The following is a 20,466-nucleotide window of genomic DNA, read 5'->3' on the forward strand; positions in this document are numbered from 1 at the left end:
TCTTCGGAAACTAATGACAGAGACGGTATCTCCTCACCACCAACACCAAATTCAGCAAGCATGAGCCCTATTATCAGTGGGAGGAATGTATAACTAAGTGATATTACTATTATGCCTGCACCATAAATAATCATGGTCATCAGAAATATTTTCTTCCGTCCAAGACGGTCAGTAAGAAAGCCCATGATAAAATTCCCAAAAGGAACAAATAATGGGCCAATCAATAAAACAACCACTTTAAGAAAATGTGGCAATACTCCTATTATTGAGCCTGCTGCTGCAAGTGGTCCAAGTGTTCCAACTATTCCCCAAAACGTGAGCCCGGAAGCGCTTGACATCAGCATGAAGCGCTGTTTCCTGCTCAACATATAATCCGCCATATTTTTATAAATTCTCTATTCGTATCCATCTCCCTCCGCCGGTATTGTCCGGATCAGGTTACACGGGTCGATCCTTATCCTCTCAGCTTTTATGCTCCCCGGTATTTCCATATTTTTGAATTGTATATATATTTATCGCCAACCATATAATACACAACAAATACCAGATAAATATATTATAACATATTCAATAATCCTCCATGAATGGAAAAAAACTTGCTATTGTTGTGATTACCGGAAACGGGATGAACATCAGCAAAAAAATTACCAGTAAATATCCAGCAGATATATTTACAAATGGCAGAGGCGGCAGTACCGGGACTACCATAAATTTTATTTCCTTACAGCCAATAATAAAAGAACTTTTAGAGAAATATGATACGACTATTTTTATAATGGCCCTTGGTGCTGTCGTCAGGCTTATCTCACCATATCTGAAGGACAAGTTTACTGATAATACAGTTTTGTCAATAGATGATTCAGGAAAATTTGTAATACCAGTAATAGGAGGACATCATGGTGCAAATGATATGGCCATAGAGATAGCCGATATTATTGATGCCATTCCTGTAATAACTACTGCCTCAGATGTGACAGGTGTTATATCACTGGAGTCCATCGCTGAAAAATATTCCATGGCATTTAAAAACGTTGAAAATTTGAATAAAATATCAGGGGACATTGTCAATGGCAACCCTGTAAATGTCATAAATAAAACATGTTTGGATATACCTGAACTGAATATTTCCGGTAATGGAAACAGAATAATAATAACATATGAAAAACAGGATAACGAATATGACCTGATCATGGTACCAAGAGTTCTTGATTTGGGAATGGGGTTTTCAACAGACGCCTCATATACCGACATGAAAATAGGAATAAACACAGTAATGGAAAAATATAGATTTTATCCTGAAGCAATAAGGTCTATTTCAACTATCGATATAAAGGAAGGAAATATGGGATTAAAACAGATTGCAACAGATTTAAAATGCCCTGTAAACTATTACACTCCAGAAATGCTGAATAAAAATTCCAAAGACCTCTCTGAGGTTGTATACAGAGCTACAGGTGCATATTCTGTTGCAAATGCATCTGCCAGAACTGCTTCTTCTGAGGGAAAAGAGATTGTTGCAAAGGAAATTATTAATAATGTTACAATATCGGTGTTCCTGCATGGATGTTAAGGGTATAATGATTGCTGCACCATCAAGTGGCACCGGAAAAACTACAGTATCCATAGGGATTATGAGGGCATTGTCCGATATGGGATTTAAGGTTCAACCATTCAAGGTTGGGCCAGATTACATAGATCCTGGATTTCACTGGCTGGCATCCGCCAATAAAACATACAATATTGATACGGTGATGGGAAATGCCAGAACTGCAAGGGAGGTATATTTTCACAATTCCGCCGGCAAGGACATATCTGTGGTTGAAGGCGTAATGGGGCTTTTTGATGGAAAAGCCGGAAACACCATTAAGGGTAGTTCCTTTGATATATCACTCACACTTGGCATTCCAGTTGTCATGGTTATTGATATTTCAGCATCAGGAAGAAGCAGTGCCGCCCTTGTTAGGGGATTCAGGGACTTTGACAAAAGGTTAAAACTCAAGGGTGTGATACTTAACCGTGCAGGATCAGATTACCACTGCAAGCTTGTAAGGGAAGCTATAGAGAAATCCACCGGAATACGGGTGCTGGGATGCCTGAAAAGATATGAAGATTTAAAAATAGGGTCAAGATATCTTGGCCTTGTAACTGCTGGTGAAAAGAAAATAAATGATAGCTATTTCAAGAGACTGTCATCTATCATAAAGAGTAGCATAGACATTCCTGAAATAATCAAAATCGCTGGAATGGTGAATTATAAAAAAATCCCAAAACCATCGCTTTACAATTACAGGGCTAAAGAGAAGTGCAGGATAGGCGTTGCCTATAATAAGGCATTTACATTTTATTATACAGAGAACCTGCAACTTCTTGAAAAATTCGGGGCAAAGATAGTATTTTTTGACCCTATTATGGATACCTCACTTCCTGATGTTGACGGTCTATATTTTGGTGGAGGATATCCAGAATTATATGCTGAAGAACTTTCAGGCAACGTTAAGTTACTGGCAGAAATAAAGACGAATATAGAGAATAACATGCCTGTTTTTGCTGAATGCGGTGGCTATATGTACCTGTCTAAATCCATATCAATCAATGGGAAAGAATATCCCATGGCAGGAACAATACCGGGAAAGACTTATATGGAGGGACTTTCACTGGGCTACCGCAAAATCATGGCAGCAACAGAGGGTACCATACTGAACGACAGGGAAAAAATAATGGGGCATGAGTTCCACTATTCTAGAATAGTTTTCAATGCCAGGCATCCTGAGGCCTACAGATTTGAAAATGGAAACACAGAAGGATTCACTTATAAACAGCTTATTGCAGGATATGCCCATTTATATTTTCCTTCAAATCAGAATTTTCCAAGAAGATTTGTGGAAAGATGTGCAAAATATAAAATTGAAAAACGTGAAATAATATATTAATAAAACATATGGAAACATGGATGAAAACTTCATAATACCTGAGGATAAGACGCTGGTAAATCTTTCAAGTGATATATTCAGCCATTTTGGATTGAAAACTGAATCAGAGGGTCTTGGGCTTAATTACAGAAATAAAAAGATCTGTTTCATACTTCTGGATGGGCTTGGCTGGAACATATACAAAAAAACTGGGATAACATTCAAAAATGAAATGAAATGTACATCTGTATTTCCATCAACCACATCAAATGCACTCTCATCATTTTTCCTGAATAAATATCCGGGACAGCATGGTATAATAGGATACCAATTGTATGTAAAACAGGTAGGTGCCATTGTGAACATACTGGGATATACATCATCGGCTTCATATATTCGGGACTCCATGGAAAAAGCATATCCCATGGGCACTATATTTAACTTTGAATCCAAGGTAACAGCATTGAACAGGGCAGGATACTCTACAATGAATATTATCCCGGGATTTATTAACAAGACATCCTTTTCAAACCTTTTATATGGAAACAACAGTACAGATACATATTCTAACCTGTTCCACAGTTTTTATGTACTGGAGGAAAATTTGAAACATGGAACCGATTTCATAACATTTTACCTTTCAGATGTTGACCAGACAGCACATAAACTTGGTCCATATAATGAATATACCATAGAAAATGCCAGGTATATACTTCAACGGCTTGTCTCTGTAATGGAGAAGTACCCAGGTTATGATTTTGTTATAACTGCAGACCATGGTCATGTAAATGTTGGGAACACGGTTAATTTAGGTAATGATTCGGACCTTATGGAGATATCATTGCTTCCGCCATACGGAGATTCCCGGGCATTGTTTCTGGAAAATCGTCCGGAGATAAAGGAGTATATGGTAAACTATTACAGAAATCTGGAAATTATAACTAAGGGGGATAAGGACTATTCAAAATTAATGGGAAAAGTAGATGCAAACACACTCATCAATCTTCCAGGACTTATAGGAATTGCAAAAAATAATGATATATACCATTTTCCGCTGAATCAGAGAAAATATACCATGAAAGGGGCGCATAGCGGTCTACTTAGCGATGAAATGGAAATTCCTGTAATCGTTTTTTGAAGATATAATATTGACATTTTATATTATTTTCCTGACATTGTAATATGAATTTGTATTGCTTCGTTTTAGAAAATATTTATCTATATATCTTTAATTAGCAAAAAATGTCTGAAATTCAAATGTCCAAAAGATCAATAAATATAACTATAGCACTTATGGCATTCTCAGGTTTGTTAATTATCTATGTGGAAACCATGATAGTTCCGGATATCCCAGTTTTTATCACATTTTTCCATTCCACTTACAGTAACGTATCCTGGATTTTAACTGCATATATTATAAGTGGTACAGTCTCTGCAGCCATTTTTGGAAAGATAGCCGATATTATGGGTAAGAAGAAGATTTTTCTGATTTTGGGCATAATTTATACCATAGCCATATCATTTGGGGGATTTAGCCATACACTGGATCAGCTGATAGCAGTAAGGGCAGTCCAGGGACTCGGCTTTGGGATGATACCGATCGCCTTTGCCATAATCAACGATGTAGTTCCCCGTGAAAAACTCGCCCTTGCACAGGGGATCATGAGTGCAACATTTGCAATAGGTTCTGGAATAGGGCTTGTTCTTGGATCCTATATAACAGAAACTCTGGGCTGGCAGTGGGATTTCCATACTGCAATACCTGTATCCATAGTGCTGTTAATACTGGTTTATATATTCATAAGGGAAAATACAGTTACAGGCAAGCAGAAAATAGATTTTGCCGGTGTATCAATGCTTGGCATCGCACTGGTATTTCTTATATTTGCTCTATCTGAGGGTGAACATTATGGCTGGTATTCGCATCTGATAATTGGCGTGTTTATCGTCTCATTGATAGTGTTTGCTGTTTTCACATATTTTGAAAGCCATTACAAATATGCTTTTATAAATATGAAACTTTTAAAGAAACGGAATATATTTCTTTCAAATCTAGTAGGGCTCTTTGCCATGGCCGCAATGTATTTTCTCTTTTTCACTGTGCCTACACTACTCCAGGATCCTGCTCCCAGCGGTTTTGGTAAAACAATATTCTATTCCGGTCTAATCCTGTTCCCTGCAACTGTAATGAATATGGTCTTTGCACCGGTAGCCGCCAAGGTTATAAAAAAAAGAGGGCCGCGGCTTTCCATAATAATAGGTCTGGTTGTTGATCTTATTGGTTTTGGTTTACTCTATTCATACAGGGCAACAATACCTGAGATCCTCTTAGATACAATGTTTGTGGGATCTGGAATTTCTATGATGCTTGTTGGGATTATAAATGTACTTCTTACCTCCACTCCAAGGGAAAATGCCGGGGAAGCAACAGGCATGAATACAGTATTCAGGGATATTGGAATGTCTATTGCGCCTGCTTTTGGCGGTGCCCTTGAAACAATGTACACAATTAAGGTTACTGTTGGTGTGAAAGTTATAAATGGAATTCCTCACAGGATACAGGAAGCTTTTCCAGACGCCACTGCATACAATTACATCTACCTTATTGGTATAATATTTATTATTCTGGGATTTATATTTACCGCTTTTATAAAGAAAAATACTGTTAAAAATTAATTTTCTGGTATAAATATTTAAATATAAGACATTCTTAAACCTATATGGTTGAGACCGAACATTTAAAGCGAAACTCGCTTGGTGGATTCAGGCTTGTGTGGCAGGCAATGGGTACTCTCTCAGTTGCAGCCGATGCCGCATATCTATTAACAGGTGTAGTAGAATATGCACTGGGTGCAACTCCCCTTGCACTTATACTTGGTGTTTTTGCATATCTATTCATCATGAACACAGGGTATCAATTTTCTAAACATGTGAATTCAGCTGGCTCCTATTATACATTTGCAGGGAAAGGCCTTGGAGGAATAGCCGGGACATTTCAGGCCTGGAATATGGCATTTTATGGGCTTATTGGCTATGGAAGCTTTGGATTTTTAGGTCTTGCAGCATTTATCACACTTCTGGACCCTTCCTATAAGGGGATAGTGTTCTGGCTTCCAGTTGCATTCTTTGCTGCACTCATTTCATTTATATTCACTCACAGGGGAATGAAAATATCAACCGATTACCAGATAGCAGGGGGTGTAATAGAGGTTGGAGTACTGCTTGTAGGTTCTATCCTGATAATAGTAAATGCAGGAAATCTTAATACTCTGGCTGTTTTTGGGACAAAATATGTTTCTGGTGTATCACAACTTCTTTTTGCAATGATCTATTCAATGATTCTTTACTTTGGCACAACAGTTTCCATTACTGCTATGGGTGAAGAGGCTGTAAGCCCGGAGAAAACGATTAAAAAAGCGCTTATAGGCACGGTCGTACTTTCTGGAATAACTCTTATAATAGTATCCTATGCTTTCACAATAGGATGGGGTCCATCAGCAATGGCATCATTTGCCGGTAGCGCTGATCCGGGAGTAATACTTTTCAGAAGGCTTAATCCAGTTATCTATATCTTACTGGTGCTTGTCACAGTAAACAGTTTCATGGGTTATAATATTTCAGTAAGCAACGCAGATTCCAGGATTTTCTATAGCTTTGCAAAGGATGGGATTCTTTTCCTTCCTGAGGCGATAGCCAGAATAAATAAAAAACATAAGACCCCATCCAATGCTGCACTGACAATATTTATAATTTCATTTATTGTGGCTGTAATTTTCGGCGTTCTTTTTGGACCAGTTCAGGGTGGGCTAATGATGCTACTGATCAATGCATACGCGGCCTATACTGAGCATATTATAGCCTCCATATCCCTACCTGTTATGATGAGGCGTATTCATAAACTCAAAATTCTCGAACATCTTGTGATACCTGTAATAGGTATATTGATACTCGTTATAATAATGGCTGGAACAGTTATGTCTCCGGGAAAGTACCCAGATAATATTGCAGTTTATATAGGTATCTCCTGGATTCCAATAGCCGGTCTTCTTACATTTATTGAATATAAAATTCATCCAGAAAAGGTAAGGAAGGCGGCAACAATGTCAATAGAGGATGAGGCCTGGGAACCCAAATAAAAATAATTTCAATCTGTTACTGATGTTCTATCCTTTTGTTTCATTGACCCCTTATCCATATAGAGCATCAGGAAAAGTTAACACGGTATAAGAAATTATAGATGATAATATCATAGAAAAAAATTGATTTCCTATGATTTTGTTTTTTCTGCTATATATGTATATCCAGATTTTTTATAACTACTGCTAAATATTACTATCACAATAGCAGAGAAAACTCCGAAAACACCGATAAGTGACCAGGTAATTAATCCATTATAATGGAACGTATACATGACATAGGTTCCTACAGAGGGGCCAAATGCCCTCCCAATAGAGTTAAACATGGCATTGAATCCCATATATCTTCCAGTTTTTCCAGCAGGTGACATTTTGGATATAACTGAATTTATAGTTGGAGTTGTTAAGTTTTCCCCTATTGTTATTATAACCATATCAAACATTAATCCATATAGATTTGTTGAAAAGGCAATTATGAAATATCCTAATGCGTAGAAAAGGGCACCAGCAATAAAAGTTGTGAGATCGCCGAAACGGGAGAATAATTTAATCAGTGGGTATTGTCCAAGGACAACCACCAGGCCGTTGATCGCGTATATATATCCAATATCGGATACATTAATTTTTATGACTATCTCGCTGTAAAGTGGCAGTGAAACTGAAAACTGAGAGGAAAGAAGGATTATAAAAAATGTTGCAATACTGAAGATGAAAAGATATTTATCATATACTAAGAATGGATTCTTTGTTCCAGTCCCTGTTTTCATAACGTTCTGTTTTTTCACAAAACTAATTATAATGGTCTGCAGAAGATTTGCTATGACTAGGGCATAAAATATATAAACAATTCCTGACGAATATATGAAAGACCCCATCAGTGGTCCAATGGCCCAACCTATATTTGATAATATTCTGTAGATTGAATATCCTCCTTCCCTGTTTTCTGGTTCAGTCACGTCAGAAATTAGGGCACTGGCTGATGGATACACAAGTGAACCTGAAAAAGATGACAATATGAAAAGTATAATGGTTAAGGCGTATGCATGAAAAAGAAAGGTAATAGCAATTGATAAAAATATGAAGATGCCGGAGACACTGCCAAGCATCAGGGTAAATTTTCTTCCTTTCAAATCTGCAAGGTAACCACCTAAAATACTGAATATCATAGACATTAAAGAAAGCAAGGTAAATATAATTCCAACAATATAAATTGCAATATGTAAATAAAGGCTCAGAAAAATGGCCATAAATGGCCACGAAGCACCCATCCCAAGTGATCTCATCATAGAGGACAGGCTAACAATGATTACCTGTTTATTATGTATGTCTGTTGAAAATGAAACCATTGCACTATATTGCAAAATATTATAAGAATATTGGTTAACGTACCTTAATTTACAGTACAAATATTTTTCTTATAGAGCAATTAACAGGCATATGTGCGGGATTATTTCCAAAAATTTTAAATCACATTGGCATATAATTTTTAATGGCAACTGGCGAGAATCTGAACAATAGAGAGATAGCAAACGATAAAAAATTGAAGAAAGTTCTGACCTCATGGGACCTTTACTTTCTTAGCTTAGGCGCAATAATAGGATCAGGATGGCTTTTTGCCGAATCGGCCTCTGCCGGTACCACGGGTCCTGCTGCAATTATTTCATGGATTATAGGGGGAGCAATAGTTCTGGTAATTACTCTTGTTTATGCTGAGATTGCTTCCATGATACCGAGAAGTGGGCTTATTACAAGATATGGACATTATTCCCATGGAGGAATAGCTGGACTTTTCTTCGGCTGGGCCTATTTCGCAGCAAGAGTTGCCGCACCTGCCCTTGAGGCCGAGGCTGCCATAACATATGCAGGCTCCTACATAACAAAACCTGCTCTCGTATACTACGCCAGTAATCCCCTTCATCCATCCTTACATGTGACTCTCCTTACAGGATACGGAATACTGATTGCAGCCATATTAATCATAGGATTCTATTTCCTGAATTATTTCGGTGTAAAATTGATGGGAAAAACAAATCAGGGAATAACTTGGTGGAAGCTTCTTATTCCATCTATCACAATAATATTAATGGCATTCCTTCTTTTCCATGCCGGAAATTTTAACAATCCGGCACTTGGTGGATTCCTGCCACATAATAATATATCCTTGATATTTGAGGCAATATCAACTGACGGCATTGTTTTTTCATATCTTGGTTTCAGGCATACCATGGATTTTGCTGGGGAGGCAAGAAATCCACAGAGAGATCTTCCAAGAGCACTTATATATTCGATGCTTACATCCATGGGCGTTTATGTTTTGCTTCAGATTGTGTTTATATCTGCTATTAATCCTGCACTTCTATCTTCGTCCGGTGGATGGCTGGGCCTTTCCTCAGCATCTGCAGGAACATACGCAAAAAGTATAAGCACAGCTCCCTTTGCCTTTCTCGCGAAGTCTTCTAACCTCTCAATAATGGTAGTCCTCACCTATCTTCTATATGCTGATGCTTATGTATCACCTTCAGGAACCTTAAATATAGCTGCGGGGACATCAACAAGATCCCTTTACGGGATGGCTGAAATCGGATATTTTCCACGCATAATAGGAAAAGTAAACAAGAAAACAGGAGTCCCAGTTTTCTCATTGCTTATAAGCCTCGTTCTCGGACTTGCTTTTCTGATTCCTCTTCCTAGCTGGTACGTTGTTGTTGGTCTCGTATCAGGGGTTGCAGCATTCACCTATATACTTGGTGGTTCAACTTTAATGGTTCTAAGGCGTGAAGCTTCGGAATTGAAAAGGCCATTTAAATTGCCATATGCAAGGATTCTTTCACCAATTTCCTTTGTTGGAGCCTCATTGATAGTTTACTGGACTGGTTGGCCCACTGTAGGCTATATATCTATAATCATATTTGCCGGTTTCTTTATATACCTGCTATTATTTGCCCTAGGACGCGTTGACAGCATATTTTCCAGAGACAATATTAAAGGAGGCTACTGGGTTCCATTAATGATTCTGACACTGACACTTCTTTCCTATCTGGGGGAATCAAACTTTGGTGGAATAAATCTATTTACATTTCCATATGATTTCCTTATGGTTATAATTGTATCACTGGCATTTTATTTCATTTCACTGGTATCTGGATTCAGGACATCAGAAATTACAGATATGATAGAATCCGGAGAGCAATATATCGAGGAATACGGTGATTGAATACAATTCATTTCCCAAAAACTTTAGCCAGTTATGAAATAGAAAAATTCATGGAAAATGTTTCGGAAAATACCCTGAATTTGCAAAATATTCCTTACCACTGGCATATATAATTTCTATTTTTGATGTCCCTATCTGGATTAACATACCTTATCAGTTTTCTAACAAAATTAACGCTTACATTGTTTCACTCGCTGCTGGCATACTAATTCGACCAAAAGATGGTTTTCTCTATCTGGTCACGGTATAATAGCAGCACTATTCATAGGTCACATATTAAGTAATTTCGGACTCTGTGTCACCTACAAAAAAATAGAAAGTATTCCAGGCACTAAAAAATACAATTATACCGGCAGTGGCTACAATCATACTTTCTATTGCAATGTTTTACAGTTTTATTCCACCTGCAAATCCTCTGGACTATGCCATAACTACAGCTATAGTTTTTATTATAATATCTGTAATTGTCATAGTGATATATGCCAGAAAGCTGGTATGACAGATATGCAGATGCAGGATCAAAACAAAAAAAGAGTAATTTTTTATCAAAAAGTTATTTCTTATCCTGTATGCCAGTAAAGAGTTCATTTGAAAATATTCTGTCTACGATTCCCCCTCCGACAGCTTTCAGATCAGACATGATAGGTTTGCTGACACGTGGGAGGTATAATTGCCCCCTTATCAGATACATATTTATCATGGACAGTTCAATCATCAGGGAATCGACAAGCTTATGCCTTCCAGGATTTGGTATCACTGTATTTCTGTATAGGGACAGGTACATTTTCATTGTTATAACATTGAACAATATATAACCGTCAAGTTCCAATTTTCCAGAAATCATTTTTCTGTCAGAATCCAGGCGATATTTTGAACTGGAAACGGATGAATACATAAATTTCTTTATGTTGATTGCCTGATATATAAGGCTCTGGTCTATATCCATATTTGAGACGGCTATGATAATAGAACTGTCATTACATGCCTTTATGTATTCCAGTTCCCCATGATATGTATCGTCCATAATGAAATAGTGAAGATTTCCACTGTTAATGCTGTGATAATAAACATACCTGTTCAGCAGTGAGTTAAATGTTCTTTTTAACATTATTTTCCCAGAATGGTCATACTTTTCCAGAATTTTTTTAATTTCTTCAGGTGGAATATCCATGATAAAAAATTTCTTCTCCTTGTTTAATATGTTGATATTTTTCGTGCTGTAATGGGAAGAATCCAGTATAAGGACACCTTCGAATTTTGAAGCTTCTTCGGTTCTGGATAGAAATCTGGACAGCATATATTCTGATCCCACAAAGTATTCCACATTAAGTATCCTCATCATTACGGGGTCAAACACTATATCCAGTGTAATATTCTCCTGGGCATATCGGCTTTTCCCGTTTAAGGCATATACAGGTATTATTATTTCAATATGCATTATAAGTGTGCTTTCATCGTAATCCTCAAGATTTTCAAATGCCAGTTTATTGTAGGCTATGTACCGCAGCATGGATGCAATATTTTTTGGTTCCAGTTTCAATTTTGGCCAGTAATGGTACAGAATAGTTTTTCTGTAATAACGCTTGACATATTCCAGTGGGATTCGTCCTACTATGGTTATCAGGGCAGATGTGATAATTTCTCTCCAGTATTTGTCATAAGTTCCAGATATCTTTCGTATCATATCGTAGTTCATGGATAGCAGAAAGGCGACATCACCATACTGGTACGACTTTTCGGGAAGATTTACTTTTCTTTCTATCTCATTGTTTGTGTTAACCTTTCCAAGGTATTTACTGATCTTTATCTCTTTCTTATTTTTCTTGTCCCAGAGATTAACGGTTGTGTATGCGTAATTCTGGCCCTTAATTTTTTTGATTTCCAGATGCTCCATGGGCATATACTAATATATATGCCACTAATATAAATATTGTTTATGAAACCTGTGAGGGAAACTGGTAGCTGAAGAGATATCATAACAATATGACATATAAGTAACCCTTGTGATCACTTTAACAGGCATTCGATGCCGTTCTAAAAACCTTTCATACCGATTATAATGCACTTGTTTCATCCGGAGCGTAGTGAGCTCCAGTACAAACTGTTCCAGAAATACAGGTTTAGTAATGACGTGCATGTATTCATCTTGCCCAGACCAAGGAGAGGTCTTCTCACCTGGATGCTGACACAGGAAAACTTTTCATTAGAATTTTTGCCGGTGGTTAAACTCTTTTGGTCATGTTAATTATTTCCTTCCATGATGAATCATAGTAATTTTCACCTGTTTTTTCATATCCCAGAGAATTATAATAACCTTCCAGGTTTTTAACCGCCTCTATGTCTATCCTTCTAACTTGCAACCTTTTCGCCACATTATTTTCAACAACTCTTAAAAGATCGTATCCTGATCCTGAGCTACCCGGGCTGGCATAGTTCCTTGCAAGCATTTCAATAACTATCCTGTCTGGATGTTCTATGTTGGGTTCAAGGTGAAACATAACTACACCGTCAAGGCCCCCATTATGTGATTCTTTCACAATTACGATGTTATTGTCTTCCCGGCTCCAGTCATAAAAATAAGAGAGCCTGTAATCGCGCATTTTTTTATCTTCCGATACGAATTCCTTGCCAGTATCAGACTGCCTGATCAGCCTGTAACCATGTGGCAGCTGTACAGTTATTGAATGGCCTATCACAACTCCTGGCATTTATTACACCATAAATGAAATAATAAGATATCTTTGATAAATTTTTTGTATTTAACTTATCATAAATAATTTTCACGAATTCTGCCACAGGGATGCATACATTCTAAATGGTAGATCAAAATATATCCAGTCACCATTAATATAGATCACTCTGTTTAAGAATCCAATTGAAATAAATTTATAGATTTTAAATCAATCCATTGGTGTGGTATTCCTATGTTTATGATTTTCAGTATTTACCTGGTTTATTGGTTAATCAAAAAGACTGTAATTGCCAGTTGAACCGAATAATTTATAATATACATACAGATGGGATTTTATGGAGGGATATTATAAGGGTAATATAAAGGATATAGACAGTCAGGAGGTCAAGGTTGGAAATTCCCGGGGCACTTATATCCAGTGGCTCATAACCGACAGACAAGAAAGTACATATGCAATGAGGCGGTTCGTAATAAAACCGGATGGATTCATACAGCTACATTACCATGATTATTTTGAAAGCCTTTACATTATTGATGGAAAATGCAGCGTTAATGTGAATGGGGATTATATGGAACTTGGCAGGGGTGATTTTATCTTCATTGACACAAAATATACTCATGAAATCAGGAATATTGAGGATAGAGACCTCGAATTCATATGTGTTATAAACTATACAGAAAATATGGGTATAACACCAGTTTATGAAGAGAGTGGCAAAAAACACGGCAATTGAATATAATTTTATTTTTACAAAATAATTGGAGAAGTTAATCCGATGAATGATACTATTTTACAACTAAATAAGCAAGAAAGTAACTGAGCTTGCGATGTGGATCAATTGTGAAACTATTATATTAATCCATGAAATGAAGAACCAGAAGGTAATCCATTGGATAAGTCCTGAAAAATGGCATGATGGAGATTTCTTCTGTAAAATCCTCTGTAAGAGGTTGTTAACGCCTCTGTGTTCCGGTTAGGCATAATACAGGTAAAGGCATATTCCAATTGCACGTAGACAGGGATACATGCAAAAGGAGCACTGATACCCCTAAAGAGGCAACAATGTAACCGGCAGTGACCTTAAGACTTAGTAATAAGTTCTTGCGAAACCGTCCGGACCGTGAGGAATGAAAGCGAAGCAAAAGTGAGAACCTCCGATCTCTTAGGATGGAGAGTATGACAGATAATAGTTAAAATATGGAATTTATATTACAATTATATGCATGGTAAATATATACTATCAATAGATGCTGGAACTACTAACTGCAAAGCTGTAATTTTTGACAGTGACGGCAAGATAATGGGAAAAGCAGCTGTCAGAATGGAAACCTTCTATCCCCGGGAAGGCTGGGTTGAGCAAAATCCCTATTTCATAATTTCTTCTGTAAAAAAGGTAATTTCAGAAGCTATAAAAATTGCAGGGGTAAATGTAAAAGAGATTGACTCTGCAGGAATCACCAACCAACGGGAAACAACTGTTATCTGGGACAAAAACAGTGGGATTCCAGCATACAATGCTATAGTCTGGCAGGACAGGCGCACTGAAAACATAATGAAAGGCATGGCAGTGTATACAAGCCTCATAGGTGAAAAAACTGGACTCAGGCCTGACCCATATTTTAGTGCAGGAAAAATAAAATGGATAATGGACAATGTTGAGGGCATAAGAGAAAAAGCTGAAAATGGATATATGGTATTTGGTACTGTAGATTCATGGATTTTATATAACCTTGACAGTTCCAGGCCACAGGCTACCGATTACACTAATGCCTCCCGAACAATGCTGTTCAATATTAGAAAATTGGAATGGGATCGGGAACTTATGGATTTATTCAGAATACCTGAGTCCATGCTTCCTGAAGTACATCCATCACTTAGCACATTTGGAACTCTTTCACTGATTCCAGGCAGGAAAATTCCAGTATATTCAATTATTGGGGACCAGCAATCAGCCCTATTCGGACATGCCGCAATATCAAAGGGTATGGCTAAAAACACATATGGCACTGGCTCCTTCATGCTTGCAAATTCTGGATCAGACATACCAAATGCAGGGGCTCTTATTGGGACAGTAGCTTACGGTCTTGAATATAAGAAAGTGAGCTATGCTGTAGAAGGAAGCATATTCAGTGCGGGATCGGCCATAGACTGGACAAAAAAACTATTGAATGTAAAATCATACAGCAAATTTGAGGAAATGGCACTGAAGTCCAGGAATACGAGTTCATATCTAGTTCCTGCATTCACAGGACTAGGTTCTCCATACTGGGATCCATCTGCCAGAGGTATTATAATTGGGCTAAATCACTCCACAGGAAGGAATGAAATGGCACGTATGGCATATGAATCTGTTGCTTACCAGACAGAAGATGTGCTTCTTGAAATCGAAAAAATCGCCCCGGTTAAAGAACTGAAAGTAGATGGTGGGTTAACCATAAGCCAATTTCTCATGCAGTTCCAGGCTGACCTTTCAGGGCATAAAATAATAAAGACAGATACAACCGAAATTACTGCCACAGGAACGGCCTATATAGCAGGAATAGCATCGGGATTTTGGAAGCTCGAGGAGCTACAGGCAATGTCATCTGTTGAACGGGAATACTATCCTGATACAGGGGCAGAAAAAGCCAGATCAGGTTACATGGAATGGAAAAGGGCCGTAACACATTCATTTGGCTGGGAGATTTAATTCAATCCTGTATTTGTGGTAAATATTATATAAAATCCTGTCATAGGAAAAGATGGATGAAGGGGAAGATATTCTAAAACGTTATATTGGTTTCTCTGAGAAATACATGGACAGGTCACGCGATCCATCCACAGATTTTTATGGATACTGCAATGGGAAATGGATGGATGAGAATTCCATTCCTGAAGACAAATCAAGATATGGCGCCTTTGATATGCTCTATGAAAAGAATATGTACATTTTAAAAAGTATACTTGAAAATGCCGAAAAGAATCCAAAAAACGACATTGAGAAACAACTTGGAATTTTCTATAGATCGGCAATGGATACCGGGACCATTGAAAAAATAAAATTCACTCCTATAGAGGATCTTATGCACCGCATTAGTCAATTGACGCCAGACAATATTCCTGAAATATTCGCTGAGCTGACAATGAAAAGTGTCCAGATACTCTTTGATGTTGGTAGTGCCGAGGACGCCAAAAATGCAGACATATACTCACTCTACATAGGTCAGGATGGGCTTTCCCTTCCGGATCGGGATTATTATTTGAATGAGCAGATGAAGCCCATTCTTGAGGCGTATAAAAAACATATATCCAATATGTTTGCACTGTATGGTTATGATGGCAGCAGGGCACAGAAGGCAGCGGAAACTGTGGTAGTCAATTGAAACTGAACTGGCAAGGTACAGCAGGAGCAAAACCGATCTGAGGGATGTGGAGAAGGCTTATAATAAGTTTCCAGCAAGGGAATTATATAATAAATATCCTGAGCTCGGGTTAGAACGTTACTTAAGTTTTATAGGTGCTTCCAATCTTGAATATGCAATAGTGGATGCACCGGAATTTTTTAAAAGCACAGATGAAATGTTAAAAAATAGACCGGTAGAAGATATTGCTGAATATCTTAGGTGGAAGGTTCTCACAGGCAGTGCCCCATTTCTGCATGAGGAGGTTGTCAATGAAAATTTCAATTTTTTCAGAAAAATACTCCTTGGACAGGAAAAGCTAGCTCCAAGATGGAAAACAGTAGTAAATGTTATAGATGCATCCATAGGAGACTCCCTGGGAAAAGCCTATGTTGATAAGTATTTCGGGAAGGATGCAGTGGAAAAAATAACAGTACTCGTGAATGATTTAAAGGATATATTTCGTGAAAGGTTGGAGAAAAATCCGTGGATGGGCAGGGAAACACGCGAGAAGGCCCTTCTTAAATTTGCCACTTTCCGTGCTAAAATTGGGTATCCCGAACATTTTAAGGATTATTCCTCAGTGGATATTAAGCCGGATGATTATATAGGCAATGTGGAGAGATCGGCATTATTTGAAATAAAACGGCAGATTGAGAGAATTGGTGGACAGGTAGATCGGGAAGAATGGTTTATGACTCCTCCCACAGTTAATGCCTATTTCAATCCAATGGGAAACGAAATAGTATTTCCAGCCGGAATTATGCAGCCGCCATTCTTCGATCCTGCAATGGATGATGCGGTAAATTACGGAGGAATAGGTGGTGTAATATCACATGAAATAACACACGGATACGATGACCAGGGAAGCCACTTTGATGAGCATGGAAATATGGTAAACTGGTGGACAGAGGAAGACAGGAAGCGTTTCGATGATATGGCAGAGAAGGTGGTGAATCTTTATTCTTCAGTTGAAATACTTCCTGGACTGAAGGTCAATGGCAAATTAACCCTTGGAGAAAATATTGCAGATCTGGGTGCGGTGCTTATTGCCTATGAGGCACTCCAGAAGCGTCTCAAGGCCGAACCCGGAAAAAATACAATAATAGATGGATTGACACCTGAGCAGAGATTTTTCATATCATGGTGTCAGGTCTGGAGGACAAAGATAAGGGACAATGAAGCAAGGAGACTTGCAACCATAGACCCACACTCACCAGGATCCGTGAGGTCACAGCTCCCTCCATGGAACCATCCTAAATTCCACAGTGATTTTGAGATTTCAGCATCAGACAGGGAACAAATTATAATGTGGTAACAACCACATACTAAATTTATTTCCAGTTTAGACTTTGAATTATATCCAGAATTTCATGGATATCTTTTATTTCATAATCTTTGTTCTCAGATTTTTTTTGCAATCCATGGTTAACAAGTATGGCAATACATCCCAATTTTTTAGCTGGAATCAGGTCGTTATCTATGTCACCCACAACTATAGTCCGTGAAGGAGTAGATCCCACAATTTTTATAGCTTTTAGATAGGCTTCCGGATCTGGTTTGCCTGATGATACATCATCCATTGTAACTATTGCATCGGCTTCTATTTTTATTTTTTCGACCATATTCCTCCTTGAGGATGTGACTATGGCAATTTTAAATCCTAATTTTTTTAAATCATGGAAAGTTTTCTCAACGTCCGGATAAAATTTAACATCATTTAGCATCTTTTCAAAATATTTTTCCTCTGTTTTTTCTATTTCAGGATCCTTTGCATTCATTTTCTTGATGAGCATTGACCCTGGATAGCCGATCATCAGCCGTATTACCTCAGGATCAGTGTCCATGCCATAATCCCTAAATGCTAGCTGCCATGCATGTATCCTGTACGGTATTGAGTTCCATATTGTTCCGTCAAGGTCAAAGATTATTGCTTTGTTTACTGTAAAACTATCCATGTCCGGATAATTGAATATGGGTAAATAAATTTATCAACAATAATTTATCAAAACGAGGCAAAAAATCAGGAGACCTTATATTTGTGAGAATAATGTTAGATATTGGAATAGCCAGTAAATCCAACCTTCTAATATCAAAGCTATATTACAGAAAAGGGGCCATCCATTTGCCATCATTTTTATATGTAATGAAGGTAGATGGGTGAATGCTAGAACCACATATTGGCAATATAATGAATTGTATCATTTTATACAATGTAAAGGCCGAGTTGATCCATTCTAAGATTTCATCCATTGGAAGAAGATTTCGGGTTGCAGGAATGTATAGCACACGAATATTATCATGTATATCATTAATAATAATTTAAAATAGTTAAAGCCGCCTAATCAACTCTAGGGCTATTCTTATGGAACAGATCCCTCGGGCGGCAGTTAACTTTTATTCCTTCACAGGAAGAACTTTACTTGTTTTTACTATTTCGTTTCTCCTTCCCAGCACTTCCCTGGAAAACAGTACAACAAATCCAGCTATAACAAATGACATTGCCCCAATGGTAAAAGCATACCTGAATGCAGTTGAGTCGGGAAATGAAAATATTATTTTTCCTGTTGCAGTGTGAACAACATCCATAACAGTATACAGTGAAAGCACTGTGCCTGCTATGGGTGCTCCAATGCTGCTCCCTATATATCTAAAGGTACTGTTCATTGATGTGGCAAGCCCCATATCCCGTGCCTCCACGGAAAGTACAAGTAAATTGATTATTGATGCATTCATTATTGCCATCCCCGACCCTATTATGACCTCATCCGCAAGTGTCATTGCAAGCCCTGGGGATGCTGATAGAAGTAAAAATCCAACTGCGGTGACAAATGACCCTGCAATGGCCAGTGGCTTAACACCGGTTTTTGATATGAGTTTTCCCGTAACTATGGAGAATATGATCATTCCTGCCGCAAAGGCAACCATTGAGACACCCGTCTCCAGTATTGAGAACCCGAATCCGTATGGTGTTGGTGTTTCGAATCTGTAGGACAATGCCTGCATGGAAAGGTACATTCCCAGTCCAGAGATTGTCAGTGCAATGTTTGCAATAAGTACATTTCTCTTTGAAAGCAATTTCATATCGAATATGGCTTCTCCACCATGGTTATAATAGTGTTTTTCATAGAAAAACATGGGAATAAGAAGCACTATACCGGTTATTGCCATGCCAAGGAATAAAAGTGAATGCCATCCCCATGAGGATCCCTCTGACATAGCGAGCACTATCAATGCAAGCGGGACTCCAAGGGCAATTGCACCAACATAGTCAACCTTTACATCAGGCCTTCTGTATTTCGATTCCCTGACTTTCCATATTGTAAGAATGGCCAGGATAACTATGAATGGTATGGCAGTATGATAAGTCATCCTCCATCCGTAATAATCGGATATGAATGATCCAAGCGGGAGGCTTACCGCAAATCCCACACCGAACATTCCACTGATCAGTGCCTGCGCTTTTGGTACCATATTTCTGGGAAATTCTTCCCTTACTATGGCCATGCCAAGGGGCATTATTGTAAGGCCTATACCCTGAACCGCCCTGGATACCACCATGAATGTAAAATTCGGTGAAAAACCCGTCACTGATACAGCTCCAGCATATAGTAGCATTACTATGGACATCATTTTCTTTTTTCCATACAAATCTGCCAGTTTACCAACAACAGGACTCAATGCAACCCCTGTTAGTAAGTAGGTTGAAAGCACTAAACTTACCTGATCTACAGTAATATTAAAACCTTCAGCTATTGAAGGCAGTGAGGGTGTAAGCATACCTTCCACATACATAACGGCCACTATTATCATGGCGAACAATGCCAGTACAAATCTGGCATATTTTTTATCTACCTGGTCCTCTTCCATTTAATTACCCCATTAACATAATATATATCCCTCATTGTACATCAAGGGACATTTGCATATCATAATGATAATTGAGTATTTAATAATTACTAGACTAAACAGTTTATCCATAAAGTAAATTTATAACTAACCCTACATCATATTATAAAAAACCAATTAATAACCCAGCAGTTTCAATCTTTTCTTATATACTGATGCGTATCTGTTTGCTGTCAGAATGGCCTCTTTCATACTTACATAATCTGCCTTATCCTGCCCTGCTAT

The 20,466-nt window shown here is 37.9% G+C and carries 17 protein-coding genes and 1 riboswitch; of the genes, 11 read left to right on the plus strand and 6 right to left on the minus strand.

The window, feature by feature from the left end; translation table 11 throughout:
• The coding region (locus AMDU4_RS05150) for an MFS transporter (protein ID WP_290704265.1) at nucleotides 1-368 on the minus strand (368 nt) is incomplete at its 3' end.
• Between the two features lie 25 nt (nucleotides 369-393).
• Nucleotides 394-491: riboswitch (TPP riboswitch) on the minus strand.
• An 89-nt stretch (nucleotides 492-580) separates the two neighbouring features.
• Between AMDU4_RS05150 and AMDU4_RS05155 the strand changes: the two genes are divergently transcribed.
• The 5 genes from AMDU4_RS05155 to AMDU4_RS05175 all read left to right on the plus strand — a co-directional run bounded on the left by AMDU4_RS05155 (nucleotide 581) and on the right by AMDU4_RS05175 (nucleotide 7,045).
• Nucleotides 581-1,570: a cobalt-precorrin 5A hydrolase gene (locus tag AMDU4_RS05155; protein ID WP_021786920.1), complete on the plus strand. Its 990-nt coding sequence runs from the start codon at nucleotides 581-583 to the stop codon at nucleotides 1,568-1,570.
• Nucleotides 1,560-2,930, plus strand: a complete 1,371-nt coding sequence (locus AMDU4_RS05160) for a cobyrinate a,c-diamide synthase (protein ID WP_021786921.1) — start codon at nucleotides 1,560-1,562, stop codon at nucleotides 2,928-2,930. The genes AMDU4_RS05155 and AMDU4_RS05160 overlap by 11 nt, the downstream gene beginning before the upstream one ends.
• A 16-nt stretch (nucleotides 2,931-2,946) precedes the next feature.
• Nucleotides 2,947-4,047 (plus strand): alkaline phosphatase family protein, encoded by a 1,101-nt coding sequence (locus AMDU4_RS05165; RefSeq protein ID WP_021786922.1) that lies wholly within the window; start codon nucleotides 2,947-2,949, stop codon nucleotides 4,045-4,047.
• A gap of 104 nt (nucleotides 4,048-4,151) precedes the next feature.
• The gene (locus AMDU4_RS05170) at nucleotides 4,152-5,585 is read left to right on the plus strand and encodes an MFS transporter (RefSeq protein ID WP_021786923.1); all 1,434 of its coding nucleotides are present in this window, start codon (nucleotides 4,152-4,154) and stop codon (nucleotides 5,583-5,585) included.
• Between the two features lie 44 nt (nucleotides 5,586-5,629).
• Nucleotides 5,630-7,045 (plus strand): APC family permease, encoded by a 1,416-nt coding sequence (locus AMDU4_RS05175; protein ID WP_021786924.1) that lies wholly within the window; start codon nucleotides 5,630-5,632, stop codon nucleotides 7,043-7,045.
• 131 nt (nucleotides 7,046-7,176) lie between these two features.
• On the opposite strand, the gene AMDU4_RS05180 is transcribed toward AMDU4_RS05175, so the two are convergent.
• Nucleotides 7,177-8,391 (minus strand): MFS transporter, encoded by a 1,215-nt coding sequence (locus tag AMDU4_RS05180; protein WP_021786925.1) that lies wholly within the window; start codon nucleotides 8,389-8,391, stop codon nucleotides 7,177-7,179.
• Between the two features lie 143 nt (nucleotides 8,392-8,534).
• Between AMDU4_RS05180 and AMDU4_RS05185 the strand changes: the two genes are divergently transcribed.
• Both AMDU4_RS05185 and AMDU4_RS05190 read left to right on the plus strand, forming a co-directional pair.
• Nucleotides 8,535-10,259: an APC family permease gene (locus AMDU4_RS05185; protein WP_021786926.1), complete on the plus strand. Its 1,725-nt coding sequence runs from the start codon at nucleotides 8,535-8,537 to the stop codon at nucleotides 10,257-10,259.
• Nucleotides 10,260-10,614: 355 nt separating this feature from the next.
• Entirely contained in the window at nucleotides 10,615-10,758 is a 144-nt protein-coding gene (locus tag AMDU4_RS05190) for a hypothetical protein (RefSeq protein WP_290704268.1), read from the plus strand.
• A gap of 54 nt (nucleotides 10,759-10,812) precedes the next feature.
• Here AMDU4_RS05190 and AMDU4_RS05195 read toward each other — a convergent pair whose 3' ends face one another.
• The gene (locus AMDU4_RS05195; RefSeq protein ID WP_021786927.1) at nucleotides 10,813-12,159 is read right to left on the minus strand and encodes a hypothetical protein; all 1,347 of its coding nucleotides are present in this window, start codon (nucleotides 12,157-12,159) and stop codon (nucleotides 10,813-10,815) included.
• Between the two features lie 322 nt (nucleotides 12,160-12,481).
• Complete coding sequence (locus tag AMDU4_RS05200) at nucleotides 12,482-12,967, minus strand: hypothetical protein (protein ID WP_021786928.1); 486 nt, start codon at nucleotides 12,965-12,967, stop codon at nucleotides 12,482-12,484.
• A 319-nt stretch (nucleotides 12,968-13,286) separates the two neighbouring features.
• On the opposite strand from AMDU4_RS05200, the gene AMDU4_RS05205 reads away from it, so the two are divergent.
• From AMDU4_RS05205 to AMDU4_RS05220, 4 genes are all read left to right on the plus strand, one after another.
• Nucleotides 13,287-13,685: a cupin domain-containing protein gene (locus tag AMDU4_RS05205; RefSeq protein WP_021786929.1), complete on the plus strand. Its 399-nt coding sequence runs from the start codon at nucleotides 13,287-13,289 to the stop codon at nucleotides 13,683-13,685.
• Nucleotides 13,686-14,171: 486 nt separating this feature from the next.
• Nucleotides 14,172-15,641 carry a glycerol kinase GlpK gene (locus AMDU4_RS05210; RefSeq protein ID WP_021786930.1) on the plus strand — a complete coding sequence of 490 codons (1,470 nt, stop codon included), beginning with the start codon at nucleotides 14,172-14,174 and terminating at the stop codon, nucleotides 15,639-15,641.
• A gap of 52 nt (nucleotides 15,642-15,693) precedes the next feature.
• Entirely contained in the window at nucleotides 15,694-16,314 is a 621-nt protein-coding gene (locus AMDU4_RS05215; RefSeq protein WP_021786931.1) for a M13 family metallopeptidase N-terminal domain-containing protein, read from the plus strand.
• Nucleotides 16,315-16,360: 46 nt separating this feature from the next.
• The gene (locus AMDU4_RS05220; RefSeq protein WP_021786932.1) at nucleotides 16,361-17,650 is read left to right on the plus strand and encodes a M13 family metallopeptidase; all 1,290 of its coding nucleotides are present in this window, start codon (nucleotides 16,361-16,363) and stop codon (nucleotides 17,648-17,650) included.
• Between the two features lie 16 nt (nucleotides 17,651-17,666).
• Here the strand turns inward: AMDU4_RS05220 and AMDU4_RS05225 are convergent, their stop codons facing one another.
• Both AMDU4_RS05225 and AMDU4_RS05230 read right to left on the minus strand, forming a co-directional pair.
• Entirely contained in the window at nucleotides 17,667-18,290 is a 624-nt protein-coding gene (locus tag AMDU4_RS05225; protein WP_021786933.1) for an HAD family hydrolase, read from the minus strand.
• Between the two features lie 439 nt (nucleotides 18,291-18,729).
• A complete protein-coding gene (locus AMDU4_RS05230) occupies nucleotides 18,730-20,202 on the minus strand; it encodes an MFS transporter (protein ID WP_021786934.1) in 1,473 nt (490 codons plus the stop codon).
• Nucleotides 20,203-20,466 lie beyond the last annotated feature (264 nt).

Source organism: Ferroplasma sp. Type II (genome assembly GCF_000496155.1).

What these genes read in the sequence shown, in the direction of transcription:
- AMDU4_RS05155 (WP_021786920.1), top strand. Translation starts at nt 581, where the DNA reads ATGAATGGAAAAAAACTTGCTATTGTTGTGATTACCGGAAACGGGATG.
- AMDU4_RS05160 (WP_021786921.1), top strand. Translation starts at nt 1,560, where the DNA reads ATGGATGTTAAGGGTATAATGATTGCTGCACCATCAAGTGGCACCGGA.
- AMDU4_RS05165 (WP_021786922.1), top strand. Translation starts at nt 2,947, where the DNA reads ATGGATGAAAACTTCATAATACCTGAGGATAAGACGCTGGTAAATCTT.
- AMDU4_RS05170 (WP_021786923.1), top strand. Translation starts at nt 4,152, where the DNA reads ATGTCTGAAATTCAAATGTCCAAAAGATCAATAAATATAACTATAGCA.
- AMDU4_RS05175 (WP_021786924.1), top strand. Translation starts at nt 5,630, where the DNA reads ATGGTTGAGACCGAACATTTAAAGCGAAACTCGCTTGGTGGATTCAGG.
- AMDU4_RS05180 (WP_021786925.1), bottom strand. Translation starts at nt 8,391, where the DNA reads ATGGTTTCATTTTCAACAGACATACATAATAAACAGGTAATCATTGTT.
- AMDU4_RS05185 (WP_021786926.1), top strand. Translation starts at nt 8,535, where the DNA reads ATGGCAACTGGCGAGAATCTGAACAATAGAGAGATAGCAAACGATAAA.
- AMDU4_RS05195 (WP_021786927.1), bottom strand. Translation starts at nt 12,159, where the DNA reads ATGCCCATGGAGCATCTGGAAATCAAAAAAATTAAGGGCCAGAATTAC.
- AMDU4_RS05200 (WP_021786928.1), bottom strand. Translation starts at nt 12,967, where the DNA reads ATGCCAGGAGTTGTGATAGGCCATTCAATAACTGTACAGCTGCCACAT.
- AMDU4_RS05205 (WP_021786929.1), top strand. Translation starts at nt 13,287, where the DNA reads ATGGAGGGATATTATAAGGGTAATATAAAGGATATAGACAGTCAGGAG.
- AMDU4_RS05210 (WP_021786930.1), top strand. Translation starts at nt 14,172, where the DNA reads ATGCATGGTAAATATATACTATCAATAGATGCTGGAACTACTAACTGC.
- AMDU4_RS05215 (WP_021786931.1), top strand. Translation starts at nt 15,694, where the DNA reads ATGGATGAAGGGGAAGATATTCTAAAACGTTATATTGGTTTCTCTGAG.
- AMDU4_RS05225 (WP_021786933.1), bottom strand. Translation starts at nt 18,290, where the DNA reads ATGGATAGTTTTACAGTAAACAAAGCAATAATCTTTGACCTTGACGGA.
- AMDU4_RS05230 (WP_021786934.1), bottom strand. Translation starts at nt 20,202, where the DNA reads ATGGAAGAGGACCAGGTAGATAAAAAATATGCCAGATTTGTACTGGCA.